Source organism: Larkinella terrae (assembly GCF_009668025.1).
In the GTDB taxonomy this organism is placed as follows: Bacteria; Bacteroidota; Bacteroidia; order Cytophagales; family Spirosomataceae; genus Larkinella; species Larkinella terrae.
On the sequence record NZ_WJXZ01000014.1, the window covers coordinates 1,265,686 to 1,289,318 of the forward strand.

Here is a 23,633-nt window from a genome sequence, read left to right on the forward strand (position 1 = left end):
TACATGTGAGCTAAGTGCAACGGAATACGTATCGAAGATCCGGTTCAGCTCACCAAACCGTTTTAATAAAATTATCCCAGATTGTCAGAATGCGCTGGGTCCGTTGGCCTGAAGTAGAATATTCTAAGTGAACGGATATTCCTTCTTGTATGTCCGGGTGATTCAGGAGATTCTTTAATTCTTTAGCAAGGTACTTGCGGACGGAGACCGGGCTATTTCTGATTTCATTCTCAATTTCGATCCGGTTATCGAACACATAAATAATGTCTTCAAAATCACTATTCATCCGAAAGTCTTTTCCATGTCGATAGGATTTAAATGCTTCGAGTTTGGAGGCTAGAAAATAGGGAGCTGTGAAAATATATATACTACTCTCGCTATCAATTGGATAAAGAATAGCTTGATTGATCCCCTCAGCATACCAACGATTGCTAAAACCCAAACTGGAAGATTCTGTCGGCATAACGTCTACCACAATATCCTGGTATATATATCTACAAATTACTCCAGACATTACATCGTTCTTAAAACCCAGATTTACTAATTTTCTATCTAACTCCGTCGAATCGCTGTAGCTTACCAATGCTATGACAACGTCAATATCCTGAGTTGGTCTTGATTCGGTGGCCGCATAACCTGATGCGTATAATTGAACCGTTGCTCCTCCGACAAAAACAGCTTTCTCTTCCAGGTTTTCCAATGCCATGGCTACGGCACGTATGTCGGTTAAATTCACATAGTCAGCCATCAGTTCGATAGGATTCGCTTTTTCAATTCCTCGATAGCAATAGAGGCTTCCCGGGATTTTCCAACTCGTACGGCATCAGTCAGCGCTAACAATTCGTACATGCGCTCATCATTCTGGATTGCGGTTTCAACGGTATGATAAAGAGGTTCTATCGCCTGACCTCTTGCCAAACCGTTCGCATTAGGCCATACGTAGACTTCATTTGAAGAAATAAGGTCGGATAGTGGTTTCGCTGAGTGAGCGGTGGGAATTCCCCGAACTAAAGCGCCAGGTTGCTGCGGAAATACATATTTAAGACCATATTGCAGGAAATCCATTAATGCCAATGATCGGACTTTCTTATTGGTTGCATCGTATAAACCGGCGTAAGATGAACGATTTAATGATTCAGTCACTTCTGCCGGACTGATCCCAAGTTCGGAGGCAATGTCTTTTTTAACGAGTGGCGCATTAAAAAAGAGTTCGCCGGGACGATTTTTTAAATGTGAAGCTACTTTCAGCAAGATAACTATATCCTGCGGTCTCATTCCATTGTGTTTTTTCATAATTTGCGATTTGCAAATCGCAAATTATGAAAAAACTGATTAAAATTTATAAAGAATGGGATAAAATGAAAGCCTACTTTAAACACGTCTAAAATGTATAAAGCAGTGCTTATTGATCGATCAATTACTCAACAATAATGCCCTTTTTAGCCAGGTATGTTCCGATATTAAATTTCTGGCCATCCATCAATTCAATATCCTTATCCCAGCTAAAGGTCTCAATTCGCTCTTTGGTTGCAACCATCACTACCTGGGCTTCGGTCAGCACCCAAATGATTTTTTCGACGCCAAAGTCCAGCAATTTGCCGGTTTTCTTGTAGATGTAGCCGGTTTCGGTTAGCTCCGAGATCGCAATACTGATGTCCACTTCAACAACAATTTTGGGCGGAACGTCAGCGTATTTTTTGGATATGCTAGTACCCGGTAGAACTGACTGATCAAAAATGGCAATGTCATTTGAAACATTATCGCGACGATCAAGATGGACGCCAGGCTCGCTGACTAATACATTGTATTGATCCTCATCAATGAATTTCGCTATAAAAGCCGTGAGGTAATAAACAATACTTGCCTGTAAGCTACTCGAGCCCATGATCTCTTCCAGTGTTTTTTTTCCAGCCAATACGTCCTCGTAGCCCTTGTAATACAAGGGTTTTCCATCCAGTACCTCGCAAATCAGGTAATCGGGAATCTTACGTTTTGATCGGGAAACCGGTGTCTGCCGGGCTTGCCTTACCGCAACTGCCATCTTCTTTGGTTTACTTAACTTGAAATACGCAAAATCCGGTCTTCAAATCGGATTAAAAACCTTCATCAATCGGCGGCTCGTTGTCACTAAAAATCCGCTGCCGGACGGCTTCGTACAACACCACGCCCGTTGCGACGGAAACGTTCAACGATTCGACCTGCCCCACCAGCGGAATGCGCGCGTGGTGGTCGGCCAGCCGCAGCAGTTCGTCGGAAATACCGTCATCCTCCGAGCCCATAATAATGGCCGTTGGGCCCGACATGTCGACGTCGTAGAGGTAATGATCGGTTTTTTCGGTACAGGCAACGACTTTAATACCGGAATCTTTCAGGTATTTGATCGTCTCTTCCAGATTGACTTCGCGGCAAACCGGCAAGTGACTCAACGCACCCGACGACGTTTTCATGGCGTCGGCGTTGATGAGAGCTGCGCCCCGCGCCGGAATCACAATTCCTTGTGCACCAGCACATTCGGCCGTCCGGGCGATGGCTCCAAAATTACGAACATCAGTAATCCGGTCGAGCACCAGCAGCAGGGGAATGTTGCCCTTTTCGTAAACGCCAACAATCACGTTCGAAAGTTTGGCGTAATAAATCGACGAAACAAAGCAAATCGCGCCCTGATGGTTTTTGCGCGTAATCCGATCCAGTTTTTCCACCGGAACCCGCTGAATCGTCACCCGCCGTTCGAAGGCCAGTTGCTGAATTTCGGGGAAACTGCCTTCCTTGACCAGATAAAGACGGTCGATGTCTTTCCCGGAACGCAGGATTTCGGTAACGGATTGAATCCCAAACACCATCTCATCGCTGGAATATTGTTTAGGCTTCTTGTTTTGATAGGTATTTACTCGCGAATTGCTCCGGTTCTCCATGCTTCGACTACGGGATACCAGACGGGTTGATACTCAACGTATCGCACCAGTTCGTAGTGATCCTCCACAAATTGATTAGGTTTTCGATTAAAGGTAAAGTTAATTTCCGACACATTCGCCCGCTGGTTGTAGACCCAGACTTCGCGGTCGCGGCTGCGCTGGACGCGGTCGGGTGGCCCGAGAACGATGTAAATCATACCTTTGTCGGTTTTCCAGCCTTCTTTATAGGTCGTAAAAAGCCGGTTTGCTTCCTCAACCCGTCCGTAATAAGCCTTGATGGCGCCCTTCGCCAGACTCTGGTCGCCCGCCATCAAGGTCAGCCAATACCGGTCGAGCGCCTTTTTGAAATCCGGCGCATTGTTCAGACTGGTAATTTCGGTGTTGGTACTGACGTACAGAATGGGCTTGATCAGTTTTTCGGGGCGGGTGATTTTCGGGAAACGGTTGTCGGCCACAACCAACCCCATTCCGAAGGCATCGGCGGTATCTTCCAGAAAATAATACAGCCCTTCTTTTGGCAACGAAAACGGCTGATTCGTCATAACGGTCATGGCCGAGTCGAGTCCGAGAACTTTTGCCGCCGGGCGGGGTGTGGTGTTCATCGGCGATTGCGCGGGATCAAAATCGTGCTGGTAGCGGTACAAATGCAACGATTTCGCAACCGAGCCCAGAACATCCCGAACGATAACCGTATCACCGACATTCACAAAATGTTGTTGTTGAGGCAGGTTAGTCCTGGGGTCGAAAAACGCAAACCGGTCGCTGAGCTTGGTGGCCTTGAACCGGATCGGCATATCGTTCAACACTTTCCGGCCGCTGCTGATCTCGGTAATTTCGGCCAGCATCACCCCATTGACGGCGTTGGCCGGTTTTTTAACGTCGAAAAAGATCGTCAATACATCCCCCGACTCCGGCGAAGTTTCCCGAACGACCGATTCGGCCGTCAGCGGGATGTTTCCGTAGCCCAACCGCTCCCGGCTGTTGTAATCCGGGTAGATAACGTAATTGAGCATAAACCGGGAGGTAAAATCTTCGACGGTGGCATGCTCGCTGCCTTTCCGAACCGTCAGATTGATATAGACCCGAATGGAGGTAGAGTCTTTGCCCAGAAACCGGGCTTTGGTTGAAACCACCCGCCAGTTGGCCTGCGCCGGTTGGGCGGCTGGCTGCGCGGGAGCTGGCCGGTTTGCTGACCGATCCCGATCGGAGGGGTCGGTAGACCGTTCGGTTTGATTCGTGTTTCTTTCCGCCATTTTGCTGCGCTTTCCGGAAGCACAGGCCCCGAGCAAAGCCGCACAAAGTAAGATAATTGCTATTCTCATACCGCTTTTATACTGTTCAAACTTAAAACGAACAAAACGCCCAATCCCGTCAAATCCAATTCGTTTTTTCAAAGCTTCCACAAATGAAGTAACTTTACGGAAAAAGAACTATGATTGAAATGATTAATATGATTCCTGTGATTGAATGCCGGTTCTATTGGTAACGGTTTTTCATATTTATCATCTGCATCACCGTAATCATAGTCCGGAGCTATATGTATAAAACCACTGAAATTACCTCTGCCGAAATCGCTTCCGATAACCCCGTTCACCAGCGGTTGTTGTTTCCGTATGTCGAAGCCGCTAAAATCGTAAGCGGTAACGTGCTGGAAATTGGCTGTGGCTGGGGGCGCGGGCTGGAATTGCTGACACAGGCGGCTGAGCATTATACCGGTATCGACAAAAATGACGCCCTGATTCAGTCGCTTCGTCAGGAATATCCGCAATCTACGTTCATTCAGGCCAATATCCCACCGCTGAGCGGTTTGGCCGATAATACCTTCGACTACATTGTTACCTTTCAGGTGATTGAACACATTCAGAACGACGATTTGTTCATCAGGGAAGCTTTTCGGGTTTTAAAACCCGGCGGGAAACTGCTGCTAACCACCGTAAACCGCCTGTTTTCGCTGACCCGTAATCCGTGGCATGTTCGGGAATATACGGCCGACGAGTTAAAGCAATTGATGCTGCGGTATTTTTCGACGGTCGAAACCCGGGGCATTCACGGCAACGGGAAAGTGATGGCGTATTACGAGCAGAACAAGAAATCCGTTGAGCGAATTACGCGGTACGATATCTTCAATCTGCAACACCGCCTGCCCCGCTGGATGCTTCAGGTGCCTTACGATTTGTTAAACCGCCTGAATCGCAATAAGTTACTGCAAGCCGATGGAATAGCCGCCGAAATTCAATACAAAGATTACATCCAGACCAATACCCCCGCCGGAAGCCTCGATTTCTTTTATCTGGCGAAGAAATGAGTGAAGTCTTTGGCCGCTGACAAAGCCGCTCACCCTGACAGCGGTCGAAGACCCTGTCAGCGGTGAATAATCAACAGACCAATACCCCCGCCGGAAGCCTCGATTTTTTTTATCTGACGAAGAAGTGAGTGAAATCGTTGGCCGCTGACAGGGTCTTCGACCGCTGTCAGGGCTGCCCACCATGACAGCGGTGAATAGGCAAGAGGCCAAAACACCGGAATCTATTCCTTTGCCGGGCGATTCGCCTGCTTGATGGCCAGCCCGATGGCGTCCCATTGCTCCGAACTTACGTTTTCCAGGTGGTTAAATTCGCCCGCCGAAAGGACTTCACCGCCATCGATTGTAATGCATTCCCCGGTAACAAACGACGAATAATCGGACAGCAGGTAAGCCGCTACATTCGCCAGTTCCTGGTGCTCCCCGACGCGCTTGAGCGGAATGCGGCTGGTGGGGTCCATCATTTTGACCAGCGGTTCCGGAAAAAGCCGGTCCCAGGCACCCTTCGTGGGAAAAGGACCCGGCGCAATGGCATTCAGGCGAATACCGTACTTCGCCCACTCGGCCGCCAGCGATTTAACCAGGATCAGGGCGCCACCTTTGGCCACCGCCGACGGTACGACGTAGCCGGAACCCGTTGTGGCATAGGTGGTTGAGATATTTAAAACCGTGCCCGGAATCTGGTTCTCAATCCAGTATTTGCCGACCGCCAGCGTAAAATAATAGGTTCCTTTCAGTACGATGTCCACCACAACATCGAACGCCTTGTACGACAACCGCTCGGTTGGGCTAATGAAATTTCCCGCCGAATTATTCAGCAGACTGTCGATCCGACCGAAACGCTCAATGGTTTGCGCAATGACGTTTTCGATCTCCAGCGGGTTCCGAACGTCGCACGCCATTGGTACGACCCGGCCTCCGGTTTCGTCCATCAGCTCAGCGGCAGCGGCTTCCAAAACCGGTAATTTTCGACTGCAGATAACGACATTCGCCCCGAGTTGTAAAAAATACCGCGCCATCGATTTTCCCAAACCCGTGCCTCCGCCCGTAACAATAATTGTTTTATCTTTCAACGCGCCTTCGCGCAGCATGCCTTCCGCTTTGATCATCTGGTTTACAGTTTAGGGTGTATGGTTTATTGTTTAAAGAGCACCACCATGGCGTTGTAAGCTAACTTTACACCCTAAACGATAAACACCGCTTAAACTAACCTTATTTTCGCTCGTAATCCAAAACCGTATGCATCCTGAAACGCTCGCTATTTATCAAAACCGCCTGGCCGATGCCAACGCCGGTGCCGTGGCTCCCCCTATTTCCCTCAGCACGACGTTTGAGCGGGCTGCCGACGGCTCTTTCCCGCACGGACACGTCTACGCCCGGACCAGCAATCCCACCCGGGATGCGCTCGAAACCGCTCTGGCAAACCTGGAGGGCGGTTTTGCCGGACTGGCGTTTAGTTCGGGGCAGGCCGCTACCTTAACGCTGCTGCTGGCCCTTCGGCCGGGCGATCATGTCATTATTGGCGACGATGCCTACCACGGAACCCCGGCTTTGCTTGAAGAACTTTTTCATCCGTGGGGACTTACCTACACGCGGGTTGACATGACGAATCCGGAGGCTGTTCGCAGCTCCATTCACGAGAATACCCGCCTGATCTGGATCGAAACGCCGTCGAATCCGCTGCTGAAAATTGCCGATGTTCAGGCCATTGCCGACCTGGCGCACGAAGCCGGAGCCTGGTGCGCCTGCGACAATACCTGGGCAACGCCCATCCTGCAACGCCCGCTCGATCTGGGTTGCGACGTGGTGATGCACTCCACGACCAAGTACATTGGCGGGCACAGCGACGTGCTGAGCGGGGCGCTGGTTTTCAAAGAAGATGGTGAACTCTATCAACGGGTTCGGCGGTATCAGCTGATTGGCGGAGCCGTTGCGGCTCCGTTTGATAGCTGGCTGCTGTTGCGGGGTATTAAAACGCTCACGACGCGGGTCAGGGCGCAATCGGCCACGGCTTTTCAGGTGGCTGAATTTCTGAGCCGTCATCCGGCGGTCGAAGCGGTGCATTACCCGGGCCTGGAAAGTCATCCCGGTTTTGCTGTGGCCCAGAAACAGATGTCGATGTTTGGAGCCATGCTGTCTGTTCAGATCAGGGATGGTGCCGAAGCCGCCGTCAATGTGGCCGGTCACGTTCAGATTTTCACCCGGGCAACGAGTCTGGGCGGGGTCGAAAGTCTGATTGAGCACCGCGCATCGGTTGAAGGACCCAACACGACGACGCCCCAGAATCTGCTGCGGATTTCGATTGGACTCGAACACGCCGATGACCTGATTGCCGATCTGGAACAGGCGCTATTTCACGCAAAACCGGTTTAGATAGCTACCAGATGCTTTTTTAACTGCGTTAACCGTTCGCTGAGTGCCCAGAGCTGGCTGGCGTAAAAGGCACTCTGGGCGGCCGCACTGGGTATTTTAGGTCGGCATTTGGCAAAATACAATCCCGTTACCTTTTCGACCTCGGGCGCGGAGGCCAGGTAGATGCTGGTTTCGGCTCCTTTTTCGGGGCTGATGAAAAAGGGGCGCATCAGGTTGAAAACAACCCCGCGAAAATTGCTGTAATTCTGCGCGAAGTTGGTTTTGACAACGCCCGGATGTACGCTGTTCGAGGTAATGCCATCATCCGCCAGCCGTTCAGCCAATTCTCTGGCGAACAGAATGTTGCAAAGTTTAGAAGCACCGTAGGCTTTCATGCCGTCGTAACTTTGGGGCGCTGCTAACTCGTCGATAATAAAACCGCTGTCCCAGCGGTGCGCTTCAGACGAAACCGTAATGACGCGGGAATGGCTCCCTTTTCGGAGCAAACCCACCAGCAGGTTGGTCAGCAGAAAAGCGCCGAGGTGATTGGTGGCGAATGTCAGTTCAATGCCTTCGGCGGTATAGTGCTCTTTTTCAATGTATAACCCGGCATTATTGATCAGCACATCGAGGTGATCGTACCGATCGATGACTTCACGAGCCGCCTGAACCACCGACGATTGGACTGCCATATCGCACCATAGCAGATCGACCTGACCGGTTTTGCTCACCCGTTTGATTTCCTGCCGAACGGGCCGCGCTTTCTCCAGATTTCGGCAGAGCATGATGATATCGAACCCTTTTCTGGCGAGTTCCAAAGCCGTTACGCGCCCAATACCCGAATTGGCACCGGTAATCAGACAAACCTTTGCTGGCATTGGCAGGAAAGTTGGTTATGCTCTGGTAACCGGATGTGGAGGAGAGAAGTTTTGAAATGGAATGAAATATCGAACACTGAATAACGAATATTGAATATCGAAATAGATCCCTTCGACATTCGGTGTTCATTATTCAATATTCGATATTAATACAATTAAAATTATAACAGTTGTTTTTCCCGCTTAAACAACCCCACCAGCGTATCAACCACATAATCAACTTCTTCGGCGGTATTGTACTTGCTGAAGGAAAACCGGATAGCTCCGCGTTCGGGATCGTTGCCGGGGAGCGCAGACAGGACGTGGGAGCCGAGGTTGGATCCGCTGGTGCAGGCGCTCCCGCCGGAAGCTGAAATGCCCGCAATGTCGAGGTTGAACAGCAGCATATCGCTCATGTCCGACGCGGGCAGGCTGACGTTCAAAACCGTATATAAACTCTCGGAAAGGCTGCCCGACAGGCCGTTGAACGAAACACCATCCAGCCGCTCGCGGAGCTGACCGATCATCCGGCTTTTCAGGGTTTCGATGTAGTTCCGGTGGCTATCCATTTCATTGTAAGCGATTTCCAGCGCTTTGGCCAGCCCGACAATACCGTAGACATTTTCCGTTCCTCCGCGCATGTTGCGTTCCTGCGAACCGCCGTGAATGAACGGATGAATGGCCCCGCGCCCGGATTTGGTGTTGGCATTGACGTACAGGAAACCGACGCCTTTCGGCCCGTGAAATTTATGAGCGGCCCCCACGATAAAATCGACCGGAAGCTGGTGTAAATCATGGCGATAGTGGCCCATCGTCTGCACCGTATCGGAATGAAAAACCGCCCGGTGTTCCCGACAAAGATTGCCGACGGTTTCCAGATCGAGCAGGTTACCGATTTCGTTGTTGCCGTGCATCAGCGACACCAGCGTGTTCGGATTGGATTTCAGCAAAGCTTCCAGATGTGCCAGGTCAATACGCCCGTCTTCGTCTACATCCACCAGACTTAGCTTGACAACACCCTGTTTATCAAGATGCTGGAGCGTATGGAGAACAGCGTGGTGTTCGAGCGGGGACGTAATGGCGTGCGTCAGACCGTAGGTCTCGATGGAACTCCGAATGGCGGTATTGTCGGCTTCGGTGCCGCCGGACGTAAAGAAAATTTCGGCTGGCGAGGTATGTAGCAGCGTTGCGACGGTTTTCCGGGCCCGTTCCAGAGCGGTTCGAACTTTCCGACCGTGAGAGTGAATCGACGACGGATTCCCAAACTCCTCGGTCATCAGGGGAAGCATGGCTTCCAGCACTTCCGGATCGAGCCGGGTCGTGGCTGCATTGTCAAAGTAAGCGCGCATGTGATGTTGTGTAATGGCCACAAAGGTACAAAATTAGCAGGAACGCCCATCCCGGTGTGGCCCAATGTTACCAATAGGTAACCCTCAAACGAAAAACGGCGGGAAGCGAGTTCTGTAAAAGGGTCAGAACTTACTTCCCGCTGTTTGCCAAAACCGGGTGGCGGTTTAAAAAAAGCCGTTGGCCGGGTACTTATCGTTTATCGGCAATGACTTCCTTGATATCCGAAATAATTTTGTTGGCGAGGTAATCCGCCGTCGAAAGCGTATCGGATTCGGAGTAAATCCGGATAATGGGCTCGGTGTTCGATTTGCGCAAATGAACCCATTCCTTGTCGAATTCGATCTTGACGCCGTCGATGGTGTTGATGGGGTTTTTGGCGTATTTGGTCTTGATCCGATCCAAAACCGCATCGACGTTGATGTCGGGCGTCAGTTCAATTTTGTTTTTGGAAATGTAATAATTCGGGTATGTCCGGCGGAGGATCGAAGCGGATTTGCCAAATTTGGCCAAGTGCGTCAGGAAAAGCGCAATGCCCACCAGCGCATCCCGGCCCAGGTGCAGATCGGGGTAGATAATCCCGCCGTTGCCTTCCCCGCCAATGGCTGCGTCGACTTCCTTCATCATCTCGACGACGTTGACTTCGCCGACCGCCGAAGCCGAATGTTTGCCGCCGTATTTCTGGGTGACGTCGCGAAGAGCCACCGTCGACGACAGATTGGAAACCGTATTACCCGGTTTCAGGTCTTTGGAGCGGTTTTTTAGCACATAATCCGCCACGGCCACCAGCGTGTATTCCTCCCCAAAGGGCGAGCCATCTTCGCAAATCAGCGCCAGCCGGTCGACGTCCGGATCCACCACAATACCGAGGTCGTATTCGTTTTTCTTGATTTCGGCGATAATATCCCGCAGGTTTTCGGGCAGCGGTTCGGGGTTGTGCGCAAATTGCCCCGTCGGTTCGCAGTGTAACCGGTGGATCGTTTCAACGCCCAGTGCTTCGAGCAGCATCGGGACAATAATACCGCCGGTGGAATTGACCGCATCGACAATCAATTTAAATTTCCGGGCGGCAATGGCTTCTTTATCAACCAGCGGTAGGGCCAGAATGGCGTCGATGTGTTTTTGCAGCCAGGTATTGTCGGTTCGGTAACTGCCCAGTTTCCGGACATCCGCAAAATCAAACATTTCCGATTCGGCCAGTGCCAGGACTTCCGCGCCATCTTCTTCGGAAATAAATTCCCCCTTTTCGTTCAGTAACTTGAGGGCATTCCACTGAATCGGGTTGTGACTGGCCGTCAGAATAATTCCCCCGGCGGCTTGCTCACCCGTAACCGCCAGCTCGACCGTTGGAGTCGTCGACAAGCCCAGATCAATCACATTCAACCCCAGGCCCTGAAGAGTGGCTGATACCAGTTTGGAGACCATTTCCCCCGACAGGCGACCGTCCCGCCCAATCACTACCGACCGGTTTTCCGGATGACGTTTTTGGATCCATTGGCCATAAGCAGCTGCGAACTTCACTACATCCAAAGGTGTAAGGCCCTCGCCTGTACGCCCACCAATTGTTCCGCGAATACCGGAAATCGACTTTATTAATGCCACGTTGAAAAGAGAATAGGTGTTAAGGAGCCGGAGGAGTCAGCACTTGAACGTACACCTGAGCGTCCAGCTCCTTAATTCTTGAATTGAAAACAAATATAGTTCCTTTTTCCGATCCGGTATCTATTCCAATCCGGTAATCGAAAGCGCAACCGTCATGGTCGAACGGGCCTGTCCCCGAAAACTTCCGGCCAGCGGAGCCAGCCGATCGTGGAAAAAAGAAGCGGCCAGGAAGACGTGGTGATTGATGACCACGGAGCCCTCGGTCGGGTCGAAACCGCGCCAGCCCGCGCCGGGCAGGTAGACCTCCACCCAGGCATGGAGCTCGTGTTCCTGCATGGGGTCGCCGTAGAGATAACCGCTGACAAACCGGGCAGCAATGCCCAGGCTCCGGCAGGCAGCAATGTACAGCACGGAATAGTCGCGGCACGAGCCCTTGCGCGAGATCAGGGTCATTTCGGCGGAGGTGGCCGGACCCACATCGCGGACTTCGTAAACGAAATTATTGCGGATCGTCGTGGCCAGGTGCGACAAAAACGGCACGGTTTGCCACTTGGCTTCGGCCGCGATCTGGCGCGCATACTGTTCCACCAGCGTCGTTACGGCCGTGCGTTCGAGGTACGGTTCGAGCAGTTTTCGATCGGCTTCGGAATATTGAAACGGGATGCGCTGGGTTTCGAACGGAAACAGAAAAAAATCGTAGGCGTTGTACAAATCCGATTCCACTTCCATTTCGGCCCGGACGACCAGCGAATCAGTTGGCTGGTTAAAATAGATAACCTGCTGGATATTTCCCTCAATATCGATATTATTGACCAGTTTACTGGGCTGAGGGTCAACGTTTAAGCTGTACCGATTTAGCCGCTGATGCGGGTAAATTTTGGGGTACAGATACAGCGTATGCGGATCGAGCGAAACCGCTGACGAATACACATACCGGAGTTCATGGCTGACCCGAAGTTTCATGGATGTGCGGAGACGTTTAACTCAAATCGCTTTCCGAATTAGACTATTTTATTGAAAATGGGATTCATCCAGGCCGTTGGAAGTTTCCGAACCGAATTGTTCAGTAACGCACTCCACTGGTTCGAAACTGATTCCATATCCTCTTTTTCGAGTCGGTGCTCGGTCAGGTGGAAACTGTCTTTGGCATAAACGACCACGTCCAGCGGATAATCCACATCGTTGGCGCTGACCCGTGTCGCATCGAAGGCCAGAAAACCCATTTTCAACGCATCCTGCAGGGAGGATTCGTACGTCAGGTTGCGGTATAAAAGCGGTTTTCCGTAGCCCGAATTGCCGATGATTTTAAACGGCGAGCCCTGGTCTACTTCCACCCAATTGCCTTCCGGGTAGAGCAAAAACAGCTTGTGTTCTTCGTCTTCTTCCAGTTGTCCGCCCACGATGGCGTTCAGATTGAAGTGCATACCGGCGGCTTCCAGAGCCGCCCGGTCTTCAATGGCGACCCGCCTGACCTGCTCGCCAAAAGCATTGACGGCTTTGTATAACTTATTGAATGAACGGTCTTTCTCGCCAATCACTTCCCGAAAATAAGTGATGGCTTTGTCGCGCACGGAACGCAGACCGGAGGTCATGATAAACAGGGAATGATTTTCCAGTTCATGGACCGAAATCTTACGATTACTCGAAACTTCGGAGCCGGAGGTAAGTCGGGTGTCGGCAATGGCGACTAAGCCGGTGGCTACTTTGATACCTAAACAATACGTCATTGAATTTGTAAACTACAAGCTATGGCGAATGGCAAATATACACGTTTCCGAAATTTGACTTCCGATTTAGACCGGTTTTTGCAAAAACAACTCATATTTGTTTTTGCATGGTAACTACAAGGAGCAAGAATCGTTCCCTGAAACACTTTTTGGTTACACATTAAAAAGGTTTGTTACTTGCGGGTCGGCCAGTACCGAAAACAAAGGCTTCAAAACGAACACATATGAAAAAAGAATCACTCGCTGATGCACCCAAATTCCGGTTTTGGAAGCAGCAGGCCGAAACGAATGGGTTGGTAATCAACAACATTGATGAGTTTTACGTCCGCCGACGCCACAACGGTGAAGTGCTTTTTGCCATGCTGGAAGTGGACGCCGACACGCCCGAAGGTGACAAAATACCTCCCGCATTGTTTCTGAAGGGCCACGCGGTTTCGGTGCTGGTGTGTCTGATCGATCGGGAAACGAAAGAAAAATACGTCGTCCTGGTTCGGCAACGGCGGATTTGCGACGGATCGCACACCTACGAACATCCGGCGGGCATGGTCGACGCGGGTGACGATCCCTGGGAAGTGGCGGCCCGCGAGGTGGGTGAAGAAATCGGTCTGGACATCAAACCAGCCGAACTGACCCAATTAAATAACCGGCTTTTGTTTCCCAGTACCGGCACCAGCGACGAAGCCATGCATTATTTCTTTGTCGAACGCGAGCTTCCGCGTCAGCGGATCATGGATTTTCACCACAAGGATATGGGCGTGGCGTCGGAATTCGAACGGATTACGACCGCCGTTACCACGCTCCCCGAAGCGCACAAGCTGATTACGAACATCAACGGGTTGCTGATCCATTTTTTGTACCTGAATACGGTGGGCGATTATGAAACCATGAAGTTGCTGTAAGTGAGGGAGAAAAGGTTGGAGCAGAGGGTGCGTGGCATAGGGTAGGAAGGGTGATAGGAGCGGTTTTTGGGTAAAAAAGAAGAAAAAAGAAAAAGTGGGCTTGTGAAAAAGTAGTAACAATCACTATATTTGCAACCCGAAACGGGCATCCGCCCGCGAATGGACCCGTAGTTCAATGGATAGAATTTCGGTTTCCGGTACCGACGATAGGGGTTCGAATCCCTTCGGGTTCACTTTTTTTCATAAAAACCGCCAGATCTCGCTGATTTGGCGGTTTTTATGTTTCAAACGGATTTGACGTCCGCCCATACGGGCACCTTAAGTGCAAATGTTTCAGGTCGTGGTCGGGCTGTACCGGAGTTGCCGGAGCTGGTGTTCGACTTTAGTCAAAATTCCGCCTTGCCTTATTTTTAACGTGAAAAAAAGACTGAAGTTTTGCAAACAAGCCCGGCTGACTTCCCTTGCCCACTCCCGGATTCATGGCGATTACACTGGAAAAGAATAAGCCACTGGCCAGAAACGCTTTATCCACGACGTACCAGTCGCTCCATTGAAAGGTCGTACCCGAAAAGTGCGGAATACGGATAACCAAAAGCAGCAGGATGGCCGGTATCAGGATCAGAATCCGGGTTGCTGAGAAACGTGGCCAAGTAGATTGAAACGAGTCAATTTGACTGGAAAGCAGGATGACGGAGGTAATAAACCCCATCGACAGCCACCGCCCATAATCCATCGCAATCACGGACAGGGCGCCCGCCATGACCAGTATAATGCCCAGCGAAAGAATAAGGCCTCCCGGTTTTTTAAACTTGATCCGAAGCCCTGACAAGGAAGATAGCCCGTAGAGTACCCCGAAAGTCCCAACGTACAGGAAAAGATAAACGACCGGATTCAGACCGGAAAGATTGGCGTTGGCATTGGTCAGATTCTGCGAAAAGGAGAGCTTTTGAAAGTATTCAAACCCGTCAAACTGGTCTTTCTGAAAACCCATATGTACCAGTCTGTCAATCAGTAAATCCGTCACTTCGCCTGGCATTCCCGGTGTCACCGATAAAAGGATCGTCACCGTAATTCCTGTTGCCAGCAGGGTAAGCATGTGCCAGATTTTGCCGTGGTTTAACCAGTGATAACAAACCAGGAAGGGCAGGAAGAGGAAAAAGAAGCTTTCGTGAATCAGCGAGCCGATAACGATGAGAAGTACATTTCCGAATAAACTCTTTACATTATAAAGCGTCACCAGATAAAAAAGGAGAAAAAAGAAGAGTTCTTTCCGAACGGCCAACACATCCTTAAGGCAAAGCGCCGTGCCGAATGGGCAGAAAAAGGCTATCCAAAACAGGATCGGCACCCACCCCGATTTGAACGATCGGATGATTAGCAAAGGGCAAATCAGACAGAGCGAGTAGGTACCTGCAATGGCCAATTGAAGGAAAAACCGGTTATGAATCGGCCCAAATAGATTGCCCACCAGCGCGCGCCGATAAAACCCATTCTGGTAATTCAGCATCGTTTCTGCGACCGTATAGCCTAGCTGATCATGCGTAATGGGGAACCAGATCACCCGAAAACAAAAGGCGAACGCGAAAAAAATAAAGAATAAGGCAATCAGGGGTGTCAACTTTCCAGCGGGCAGAGTCATTTTCGATCAAATCCTGACAGCAATCTAAGGATTTTCATCGCACCATTCAAACTATTCGCAAGCTGCCCGCAATTCCGAAAGTCATTTCTCGCATTTGATATGATTCTGCCGTTTTAACCGATATACATCTTAACAGGCTCAAAAAAGTTAAAAACTACCACATCTTGCTGGTTCAACAACTTTTCTATTTTTCAGCGGTTTTAGACAGACTGTCTAAATTTTAAAATTTTCCCTTCCGCTCTGCCCCCAACCCCCTGAAGGGGGCTTTGAGACCCCGATGAAAGCCCCCTTTAGGGGGTTGGGGGCAGAGCTTTACGGTAGAAGATGAGCTTTTTAGACAGTCTCATTAAATTCGAAATTTACGATTCCGCTCATTTCGATTGAACGTGTATTGGTGACCCCTGGAAACACCCATCATTTGGCCTGATAAAATTAATCCAAAATTCGCTCCGGCTTAATTTTATTTAACCTGTGATTTTTCTTTTTGAATAAATTAGTAAAGGAATTAACTGCTATAGATTCCATTTAAAACCGTAACCGTATTTCGTATGCTTCCTATTTATCAATCAGTTCTCACAGAGCCTCTTTCGCCTTTTGTAGTTTAAGCGGTCGGTCAGGTTGCACTTTAATCGACAGAAAAATGGATAAATTTGATTTGGAAAGAAACCAGCAATATCTCCGGAAATTTCAGGATCAAAGTGATTTGATTATCGAAAAATTGCATCGGTTAATTGCGCGAAAGGATCGGTTTTGTAATCAGATTCATCAGATCATAAAATAGAATATAGAAATAAATAAAGAAACAAAAGAACTGTTGTATTACATTAGTTACTTATTTTAACAGGTACGGTTGTTGAATTGAATCTTTTTTGTATACTCAGGTTGTCCCTTTTCAAGGTGTTTTATTTAGGATTTCAGAATAAAGATCCACTTTGGTGGGGATACTAAAATACGCGGTCACCCGGTAAGCGCAAAAGTTGACTTTTATGAATCGACACAAGTGCAAAATTCGATGCGCATAAATTTTCGTCGTCAGCTGCCTTCAAATAGAATTAGTTTTATTTCTCCTTTCTATATTGCAAATTAGTGGGCCCTCCGGTTTGCTCCGTGTGGACGAGCGGTTTATCGGAAAGGGTTTCAATGGATACTCAGCAAGGCGGATCAAATTTTCGGATTTTACGCTTGAATCACACGAATGGATAAGCTGTCGCGGTGGTATACTTCAATAAAGTGCATTGCCCTGGCAGTGGTAGCGGTGGCTTGCCGGACAGGTGGAGATCTCGTGCCAATACAACAGCCCGATCCCGTTACGGCGGCTCAGGCATCGCTCGTAAGTGTACTTCCTACGGGGGCTACAACGGCGGAAGTCATCGTAAAAAGCATCCGACTCGAACCGACGGGCTGGCAAATAACGGCTACCTCCGCCGAGGGTGGCAACCTGACAATCCCGCCCGGGGAAACCAAAGACTTCACCGATTTCGGGTTGACGACTTTCCGGCTAAACGGATTGGTCAATGGGCAAACGTACCGGTTTCGACTGGCTTTTAAATTTGCCGATCAGGATTCGATAACCGCCCTGCGCTCGTATACGCACCGACTCCCAACCGCCCCCCGCTGGACCCGACTGGCGCCTGCTCCCTTCAGCGGGGGCGATTACACCGCTTATCCTGTGGCCGTGGATGCCATTTGTGGGGCCAATCCGGATAATGGCTGCGGCCATCCCGGCACGGGCGCGTTCGTGGGAAACCGGGTGCAATTGCTTCGGTATGCGGGTCCGCAACAGGATCGCATGCAGCGCTGGATTTACGACCGGGCGACCGATAGCTGGCCATTTTATCCGACTGCCGACCTCCGGATACCGCGTCAGGGTGCGGTTCAGTACAACGTGTTTTTTATGGGTGTAGACCGTTACCAGTTCAGCGGTTTGGGGTACATTGCCGAAGAACGGGCCGCCAGCAAATATTTTTATTACCGCGATATGGCCGTGCTCCTGCCCGTTGGCGGCAGTCCGCTCAAACCGTTGTATGCGGGCGAGGATGGTGAAGTGGCTTTTTTTACCACCACTGATGAAGCCTATTTTTTGACCCAGTTTGGCTCACCCGCCATGCGGAGCATTCACGCGACCTTCACGCAGACGGAACGCGCGCCCCTGCCGGAGCCGCCCGGAACGCTCGCAACCTTTTCCATCCGGAACATCGGATACGTGGTCAACCAGCGTTTGGGCCAGCCCATCCGACTTTGGGCCTACGACCCCGTCGCCGACAAATGGACCCGGCGGGCCGACTTTCCGGGACCGGCCCGGCAGCGGGGAACGGGTTTCGCGCTGGCCCGCAACGGTTATTTTGGCCTGGGCCTGACGGCTGACGGGCAGGGACTGCGCGATCTGTGGCAGTATGATCCGGGAACCGACCGCTGGCAGTACGTCACGGAATATCCCGGCCAGGGGAATCAGTTACTGGCGGTTTTCAGCGCGCCGGATGGAGCCAAACCCGAACGGGCGTACCTGGGTTGGGGCTACGAGTCGCAAAAAACCAGCACGGGCGTTAACCGAATCGTTGGCTGCACCGACTGGTGGGAGCTGACGCCCTGAATGAATCGTTTATTGTTACCGGTTTAGCCAAAGATGGACAACTAACCAGTCGACCCAATGATGAAAGAGATACCTAAATTGACCGGTCGGGGGCAACAGTTTAGGGCTGTCGGCCTGCTGTTGTTCCTTGTATGGGGCTGCGTCGACCCGGTAGAGCTGCCCATTCGGCAAACCGAGCGCCGGTTGGTCGTGGATGGGTTCATTACCGACGAACCTCCTCCGTACATCATTAAACTGACCTATTCGGGAAACCTGAACCGGGCGCTGCTGATTCCCGACGAGCTGGCTATCAACGGCGCTGTGGCCACGGTGGAAGACAACCTCGGCAATCAGGCCCAGCTACAACAAGACCCGCTGAATCCGGCTTTCTACTGGATGCGCGACACCCGGCTTCAGGGCGTGCTCGGACGAACCTACACCTTGCGGATTCAGTTGCCGGATGGCAGCCGCTACGTTTCCCGGCCGGAACTGCTGGCCCCGGTTCCAGCCATTGAGAAGTTTTACGCAGAATACAAAGTGTCAGACCCGAACCTGCTGGCATTCAATTCGTTTCAGGTGCGTATCGATACCCGTGATCCGTCTGAACCCGGCAATTTTTACCGCTGGCAGGCAATGAGTTACATGCCAATCTGGGGGGGCGGCAACGATCCGCAGGGCTACTACAATCGGTCGCGGCCAGCGGGGGAAGGGGCCTATGCGCCTTTTTACGGTCCGCTTACCAACGTCCTCAGCGATCAGCTCATCAACGGCAACCGGCTCGAAGGGCAGTTGGTGTTAACCGCTCCGCTGGTTGCGTTAGGAACCCAGTACATGGAAGTCCGGCAGTATTCGCTTTCCAGGGCGGCTTATCAATATTGGGTTCTCTACCAGGAACAGCTTTCGCGTGCGGGTACGATTTTCGATCCGCAGCCCGCCAGCATTGAGGGCAACGTGCGGTCGGTGGAGGATACGAATAAGCTGGCGCTGGGGTTCTTCGGCGCTTCGGCCGTGAGTCGGCAGCGGATGGTCATTCACACCGACACCATCAATTACGCCCGGTTTGTTTCGCGTTTCGGACCGTTGCTGTTTGACGATGTCAGCCCGACGGTTCCTGGCCTGGCGCGGGACCAGGCTCAGGCGGCTCCGCCCACGAAATGGCTCACGGACGGGAAATGACTTTATTTTTAACAAGTATGCGCCAATTTTCCCTTCGTTTGCGTTTGACTACGGTTCTGCTGTTGCTGGCCGTACCGGCTTTGCTGGCCCAAAACCGGTACCTGATCCGGGGCAGAATTACCGATGGCGCTTCAGGGCGTGGACTGGCGAATGTGTCTGTCAGCCTCAGGAAGCAGGGGATAGGCACACTCAGTGACAGCACCGGGGCCTACAGCCTACGGGTATTGCCCGGACTGTACAGCCTGACATTTTCCCGCTTGGGGTATTACAGCCGCAGCCTCCCGGCGGAGGTCAGCCGGGCCGACGAAGTCGTAGACGTGACGCTCAATCCCGACATCCGGCAGTTGGAAGAGATCAGCGTAACGGGCCGGGCTCCCGACGCTAATGTCTCGGCGGCCCAGATGAGTGTCGTCAAGCTTGACATGAAGAATCTGCGCAACATTCCCGTCGTTTTTGGGGAAGTCGATATTCTGAAAGCATTGACGCTGCAACCGGGCGTTTCTACGGTGGGCGAAGGCGCTGGCGGTTTTAATGTAAGGGGTGGGCGGACCGACCAGAATCTGGTGCTGTTAGACGGCGCACCTTTGTTCAACACGAGCCACTTGCTGGGATTGCTGAGCAACCTCAATGCCGACGCCATTCAGGACGTAACGCTGTATAAAGGTGGAATTCCGGCCGCGTACGGCGGGCGCCTATCCAGTCTGTTACTTATGAATACGAAAACGGGCGAAACCGACCGGCTTAGTGTCAATGGCGGAATTGGTTTAATTACGAGTCGGTTGCTGCTGCAGGGGCCAGTAACGAAGAATAAAAAACTGACTTTTCTGGCCGGAGGTCGCATCGCGTATCCATCACTGTTGCTGGGGCTTTTTCCTGCCCCGACCAACCGAAACCGGGCTTCTTTCTATGACCTGAACGGCCGCATCACGTACCACTTTAGTCCGAACGGCCAGCTAACGGGCACATTTTACCGATCGTTTGATACGTTCAAGTTTCCGCAGGACACGCTTTACACCACCCAATCGACCCTGCTCACGGCCCGCTACAGCCAGCGTCTTAACCCGAAATGGTCGTTCAATCTGACGGGTACCCAGAGCGATTACCGATTCTTTTTAGATGGTCAACGAGTGGCTAACACGTACCGCTACCGCTCGACGATCCGGCAGCGTGACGCCCGTCTTGACTGGCAGTGGACGCCTATACCAGCCCACCGGATCGAGTTCGGAGGTTCCCTGACGGCTTACGCGTTGTTGCCCGGAGCCATCAATCCAACGGGCGAAGGCTCAAACATTACCGCCCAGAGGTTATCAAATGAGCAAGCCCGCGAATGGGCGGGTTACCTTTCCGACGACTGGACGCTGATGCGGAACCTATCGGTTCAGGTGGGGATTCGCTACGCCCGGTTTACCAATATCGGGCCGGGAGCCGGTTTTCAATACGCGGAAGGATTGCCCCGCAGCCGGGAAACCATCACCGATACGCTGAATTATGGGAGCGGAAAACCGGTCGTTCGCTACGGCGGCTGGGAACCCCGCATGACGGTGCGGGTCAACCTGACGAGTGTCAGTTCCGTCAAATTCAGTTATCACCGCACCCGCCAGTTTTTGCACCTGATCTCCAACACAACGGCTATTTCGCCGGTCGATTTCTGGAAGCTCAGTGATCCGCTGGTCCGGCCCGCAGTAGCCGATCAGTGGGCCGTTGGTTACTTTCGCAACTTTCGGGACAATATCTACGAAACCTCGGTGGAAGTATACGGGAAGCAAATGACCAGCCTGGTCGAATACCGCAACGGCGCAACGCTTTTGCTCAATCCGGCCCTGGATGCCGACCTGCTGGCAGCTCAGGGGAAGGCTTACGGGGTGGAAATAAGTTTGCAGAAAACACGCGGGTTGCTGACCGGCCTTTTGGCCTACACCTACGCCCGGACGCTGGCCCGGGTGCCGACGACGTACGCCCGCGACCGCATCAACGGCGGGGCCTGGTATGCGTCGACCTTCGACCGGCCCCACAACCTGACCGTCGCTACGCAATGGAAATGGAGTCGGGGGTGGACCTTTGGGACTAACTTCGTGTATACCAGCGGCCGACCGACGACGTATCCCGACGGAACCTATCGGCTGAACGGCACCAAAGTACTTGATTATTCCCAGCGCAACGTCGACCGCATTCCGGACTACCATCGGCTGGATGTGTCGTTTACCAAAGACGGTCGACGGGCGCCGGGTCAGCGTCGGTACAGCAACTGGTCGGTGTCACTCTATAATGTGTATGCCCGCAAAAATCCGTATTCGATTTATTTTCAACGGGTAAACACAACCACCCGGAGCTACCAGCTCTCGGTTTTTGGTACGGTTATTCCCTCGTTAAGCTGGAATTTTACCTACTAAATGTGTATCTTGATTAAAAATTAAAAAACCGCATCGTCGTTTAGCGACCCATTTTCTGTCCCTATGAAATCCCGTTCGGCCCAACTGGTGGTGCTGTTTGCCCTGCTGAATTTGTCGGGCTTTAGTCAGTGTGTCGTATCGCAGGATGCTCAGAAGCGGGTGATCACGACCTGCCAGTATTACGCACCCAAAAACGGCTTGCTGGTCAACCGGCCGGATCGCAGTCAGGCGCTTACGCAGGTTACTTTTCTGGGCAGCGAGTATTTGACCTATCCCATCTGGCAGGATGGCACGCTGGAGTCCGGCGATCCGAAAAAACCGATACCGTGCCGGATTGCGTTCAACATTGCCACCAACGTCGTTAAATGCCGGTTTGCGGGCGACGAGCGGGAATACGAAGTGCTGCCGGAAGGGTTTACTATCAACGATATGCGGTTTACCAGTCAGGTAAGCCGGAAAGTCAACAAGACGAACCGTGTGTACTATATGGTTTTGTACGCGGGCAAAACCCGGTTGCTAAAGCAAATTCGCAGCAATCTGAGTGTCGTAAAAAGAGACGCCTATTCCATGGAGCAACCGTTCGACGGAACTTTCATCCACAGTAAAACCTACTTTATTCAGCGGAATAATGAAAAACTCCGGGTGGTGAATTTGTCCAGAAAGTCCGTTCTTGGCGTTCTGAAAGACCCTACCAATCAGTTAGACCAATACCTCACCCAGCGTAAGCTGGATGACTACCAACTCGTCAATGCCGTGGCGTATTACGACGGAGTTCAAAAATAAGATTTTAGAAAAGAGACGGTTTTGGATGAGGGCGTCTTCAGGAAGTAAAAGCTGTCCAGTTAGGTTGACGGCTCGTTTACGCTTCTGCTTCAAACAACTCCACATTCGTTACTGCCCACTCGCCCGCAATCATGGGCATGCCGCGCAGCACTCCCCGGTTATTGGTACAAATCAGATAGAGATCGCCGGACTGGAAGATGGCGACGATCGTTTCGCCGGACGTCTCCGACGGTTTGCCAACGGTTTCGGTCAGGCTAAATCCGTTGTCGTCGAACGTAATTGAATAAATCCGCAGATCCGTGGTTTCATAGCGGTGTTTCAGCATGGATTTCCGCAGAATGCCATGCACTTTCTCAGCCTCTTCGGGATTTTTGGTCGCGGGAACAAAGAATTTCATTGTTTTTGATTTAAAGTTTACGGTTTTCGGTGGCTGACACATTCCACTAACGTAATGCAAGAATCCTTCTCAAAGCATGCGTCAGCCACCGAAAACCGCATACCGAAAACCGTAAACCTATTTTTTCCACATCAGCGTACTGCGTTCCTGATCGACGAAGTCGACGGATTCGTACAACCGCTTCGCGCGGGGATTGTATTTTTCGGTTTGTAAAAGAATAACTGAAACTCCCAGTTCGTCGGCGGTTTGCTGAATCCGTTGCAAAACCTGACGACCCCGACCACCACTTCTGTGGCTTTCTTCAATAAACAGTTCGTCCACCAGAGCGGTTTTTCCGCCGAACTCCAGGGCAAAACCGTACGTCAGCACCACATAACCCACCGGGCGGTTTTCGTCCATCACCAGCCAGAGCGAGCCCAGCGACGGATTTTCCTGCATTTCCCGAATAAGCTGCTGCCGGAGCGGCCGGTCGAACGGATAGCCGAAATGATGGCAAAACGTTTCCATTAGTTGCAGTAAGGCGTCAACATCCGCGGGTTGGGTAGCCGGACGAATCAGGTCGGGAATGGGGGTTCGATTTTCCACTTGCGTTGAGAACGGCGGTAAAATACGGCAAAGTTTAAAAAAAACTTCACTTTTTTCTTGACTCTTCCCTTACGTCATAGCCTACATTTACAGCGT

21 protein-coding genes and 1 tRNA gene are annotated in these 23,633 nt (G+C 51.5%); 8 read left to right on the forward strand and 14 right to left on the reverse strand.

The genetic code is table 11. From position 1 onward, the window contains the following. Positions 1 to 49: 49 nt before the first annotated feature. The 5 genes from GJJ30_RS26855 to GJJ30_RS26875 all read right to left on the reverse strand — a co-directional run bounded on the left by GJJ30_RS26855 (position 50) and on the right by GJJ30_RS26875 (position 4,234). On the reverse strand, positions 50 to 748 hold the full coding sequence (locus GJJ30_RS26855) for a hypothetical protein (RefSeq protein ID WP_154178238.1): 699 nt from the start codon (positions 746 to 748) through the stop codon (positions 50 to 52). Beyond that, entirely contained in the window at positions 748 to 1,293 is a 546-nt protein-coding gene (locus GJJ30_RS26860) for a hypothetical protein (RefSeq protein ID WP_229313445.1), read from the reverse strand. The genes GJJ30_RS26855 and GJJ30_RS26860 overlap by 1 nt, the downstream gene beginning before the upstream one ends. 124 nt (positions 1,294 to 1,417) lie before the next feature. Continuing rightward, the gene (locus GJJ30_RS26865) at positions 1,418 to 2,041 is read right to left on the reverse strand and encodes a PDDEXK family nuclease (RefSeq protein WP_154178239.1); all 624 of its coding nucleotides are present in this window, start codon (positions 2,039 to 2,041) and stop codon (positions 1,418 to 1,420) included. A gap of 52 nt (positions 2,042 to 2,093) precedes the next feature. After that, positions 2,094 to 2,912 carry a 23S rRNA (guanosine(2251)-2'-O)-methyltransferase RlmB gene (rlmB, locus tag GJJ30_RS26870; protein WP_154178240.1) on the reverse strand — a complete coding sequence of 273 codons (819 nt, stop codon included), beginning with the start codon at positions 2,910 to 2,912 and terminating at the stop codon, positions 2,094 to 2,096. Beyond that, positions 2,885 to 4,234 carry a GWxTD domain-containing protein gene (locus GJJ30_RS26875; protein ID WP_154178241.1) on the reverse strand — a complete coding sequence of 450 codons (1,350 nt, stop codon included), beginning with the start codon at positions 4,232 to 4,234 and terminating at the stop codon, positions 2,885 to 2,887. Before GJJ30_RS26875 ends, rlmB begins: the two co-directional genes overlap by 28 nt. A 215-nt stretch (positions 4,235 to 4,449) precedes the next feature. Here GJJ30_RS26875 and GJJ30_RS26880 point away from each other — a divergent pair, with 215 nt between their 5' ends. After that, complete coding sequence (locus tag GJJ30_RS26880) at positions 4,450 to 5,217, forward strand: class I SAM-dependent methyltransferase (RefSeq protein WP_154178242.1); 768 nt, start codon at positions 4,450 to 4,452, stop codon at positions 5,215 to 5,217. A gap of 221 nt (positions 5,218 to 5,438) precedes the next feature. Here GJJ30_RS26880 and GJJ30_RS26885 read toward each other — a convergent pair whose 3' ends face one another. Continuing rightward, entirely contained in the window at positions 5,439 to 6,323 is an 885-nt protein-coding gene (locus tag GJJ30_RS26885) for an SDR family oxidoreductase (protein ID WP_229313447.1), read from the reverse strand. A gap of 130 nt (positions 6,324 to 6,453) precedes the next feature. Here GJJ30_RS26885 and GJJ30_RS26890 point away from each other — a divergent pair, with 130 nt between their 5' ends. Then, positions 6,454 to 7,587: a trans-sulfuration enzyme family protein gene (locus GJJ30_RS26890; RefSeq protein ID WP_154178243.1), complete on the forward strand. Its 1,134-nt coding sequence runs from the start codon at positions 6,454 to 6,456 to the stop codon at positions 7,585 to 7,587. On the opposite strand, the gene GJJ30_RS26895 is transcribed toward GJJ30_RS26890, so the two are convergent. The 5 genes from GJJ30_RS26895 to GJJ30_RS26915 all read right to left on the reverse strand — a co-directional run bounded on the left by GJJ30_RS26895 (position 7,584) and on the right by GJJ30_RS26915 (position 13,099). Next, positions 7,584 to 8,444 carry an SDR family oxidoreductase gene (locus GJJ30_RS26895; protein WP_154178244.1) on the reverse strand — a complete coding sequence of 287 codons (861 nt, stop codon included), beginning with the start codon at positions 8,442 to 8,444 and terminating at the stop codon, positions 7,584 to 7,586. The genes GJJ30_RS26890 and GJJ30_RS26895 overlap by 4 nt on opposite strands. A 161-nt stretch (positions 8,445 to 8,605) precedes the next feature. Next, positions 8,606 to 9,772 (reverse strand): cysteine desulfurase family protein, encoded by a 1,167-nt coding sequence (locus GJJ30_RS26900; RefSeq protein ID WP_154178245.1) that lies wholly within the window; start codon positions 9,770 to 9,772, stop codon positions 8,606 to 8,608. A 190-nt stretch (positions 9,773 to 9,962) separates the two neighbouring features. After that, a complete protein-coding gene (gene glmM, locus GJJ30_RS26905) occupies positions 9,963 to 11,372 on the reverse strand; it encodes a phosphoglucosamine mutase (protein WP_310588397.1) in 1,410 nt (469 codons plus the stop codon). Between the two features lie 120 nt (positions 11,373 to 11,492). Continuing rightward, a complete protein-coding gene (locus tag GJJ30_RS26910; RefSeq protein ID WP_154178246.1) occupies positions 11,493 to 12,335 on the reverse strand; it encodes a transglutaminase family protein in 843 nt (280 codons plus the stop codon). Between the two features lie 38 nt (positions 12,336 to 12,373). Continuing rightward, positions 12,374 to 13,099, reverse strand: coding sequence for a proteasome-type protease (locus GJJ30_RS26915; RefSeq protein ID WP_154178247.1), 726 nt, complete (start codon positions 13,097 to 13,099; stop codon positions 12,374 to 12,376). A 224-nt stretch (positions 13,100 to 13,323) separates the two neighbouring features. On the opposite strand from GJJ30_RS26915, the gene GJJ30_RS26920 reads away from it, so the two are divergent. Further along, entirely contained in the window at positions 13,324 to 13,998 is a 675-nt protein-coding gene (locus tag GJJ30_RS26920; RefSeq protein WP_154178248.1) for an NUDIX hydrolase, read from the forward strand. A 161-nt stretch (positions 13,999 to 14,159) separates the two neighbouring features. Then, a tRNA-Arg gene (locus GJJ30_RS26925) sits at positions 14,160 to 14,231 on the forward strand. Between the two features lie 149 nt (positions 14,232 to 14,380). Here GJJ30_RS26925 and GJJ30_RS26930 read toward each other — a convergent pair. Beyond that, positions 14,381 to 15,637 (reverse strand): hypothetical protein, encoded by a 1,257-nt coding sequence (locus tag GJJ30_RS26930; RefSeq protein WP_154178249.1) that lies wholly within the window; start codon positions 15,635 to 15,637, stop codon positions 14,381 to 14,383. A gap of 1,195 nt (positions 15,638 to 16,832) precedes the next feature. Between GJJ30_RS26930 and GJJ30_RS26935 the strand changes: the two genes are divergently transcribed. From GJJ30_RS26935 to GJJ30_RS26950, 4 genes are all read left to right on the forward strand, one after another. Then, positions 16,833 to 18,227 carry a Kelch repeat-containing protein gene (locus GJJ30_RS26935; RefSeq protein WP_154178250.1) on the forward strand — a complete coding sequence of 465 codons (1,395 nt, stop codon included), beginning with the start codon at positions 16,833 to 16,835 and terminating at the stop codon, positions 18,225 to 18,227. A gap of 57 nt (positions 18,228 to 18,284) precedes the next feature. Beyond that, positions 18,285 to 19,382 (forward strand): DUF4249 domain-containing protein, encoded by a 1,098-nt coding sequence (locus GJJ30_RS26940; RefSeq protein WP_154178251.1) that lies wholly within the window; start codon positions 18,285 to 18,287, stop codon positions 19,380 to 19,382. A 17-nt stretch (positions 19,383 to 19,399) separates the two neighbouring features. Next, positions 19,400 to 21,772 carry a TonB-dependent receptor gene (locus GJJ30_RS26945; RefSeq protein WP_154178252.1) on the forward strand — a complete coding sequence of 791 codons (2,373 nt, stop codon included), beginning with the start codon at positions 19,400 to 19,402 and terminating at the stop codon, positions 21,770 to 21,772. A gap of 63 nt (positions 21,773 to 21,835) precedes the next feature. Then, a complete protein-coding gene (locus GJJ30_RS26950; RefSeq protein ID WP_154178253.1) occupies positions 21,836 to 22,555 on the forward strand; it encodes a hypothetical protein in 720 nt (239 codons plus the stop codon). A 76-nt stretch (positions 22,556 to 22,631) separates the two neighbouring features. On the opposite strand, the gene GJJ30_RS26955 is transcribed toward GJJ30_RS26950, so the two are convergent. Both GJJ30_RS26955 and GJJ30_RS26960 read right to left on the reverse strand, forming a co-directional pair. Then, entirely contained in the window at positions 22,632 to 22,952 is a 321-nt protein-coding gene (locus GJJ30_RS26955; RefSeq protein WP_154178254.1) for a hypothetical protein, read from the reverse strand. Positions 22,953 to 23,069: 117 nt separating this feature from the next. Continuing rightward, positions 23,070 to 23,537 carry a GNAT family N-acetyltransferase gene (locus tag GJJ30_RS26960; RefSeq protein WP_154178255.1) on the reverse strand — a complete coding sequence of 156 codons (468 nt, stop codon included), beginning with the start codon at positions 23,535 to 23,537 and terminating at the stop codon, positions 23,070 to 23,072. Positions 23,538 to 23,633 lie beyond the last annotated feature (96 nt).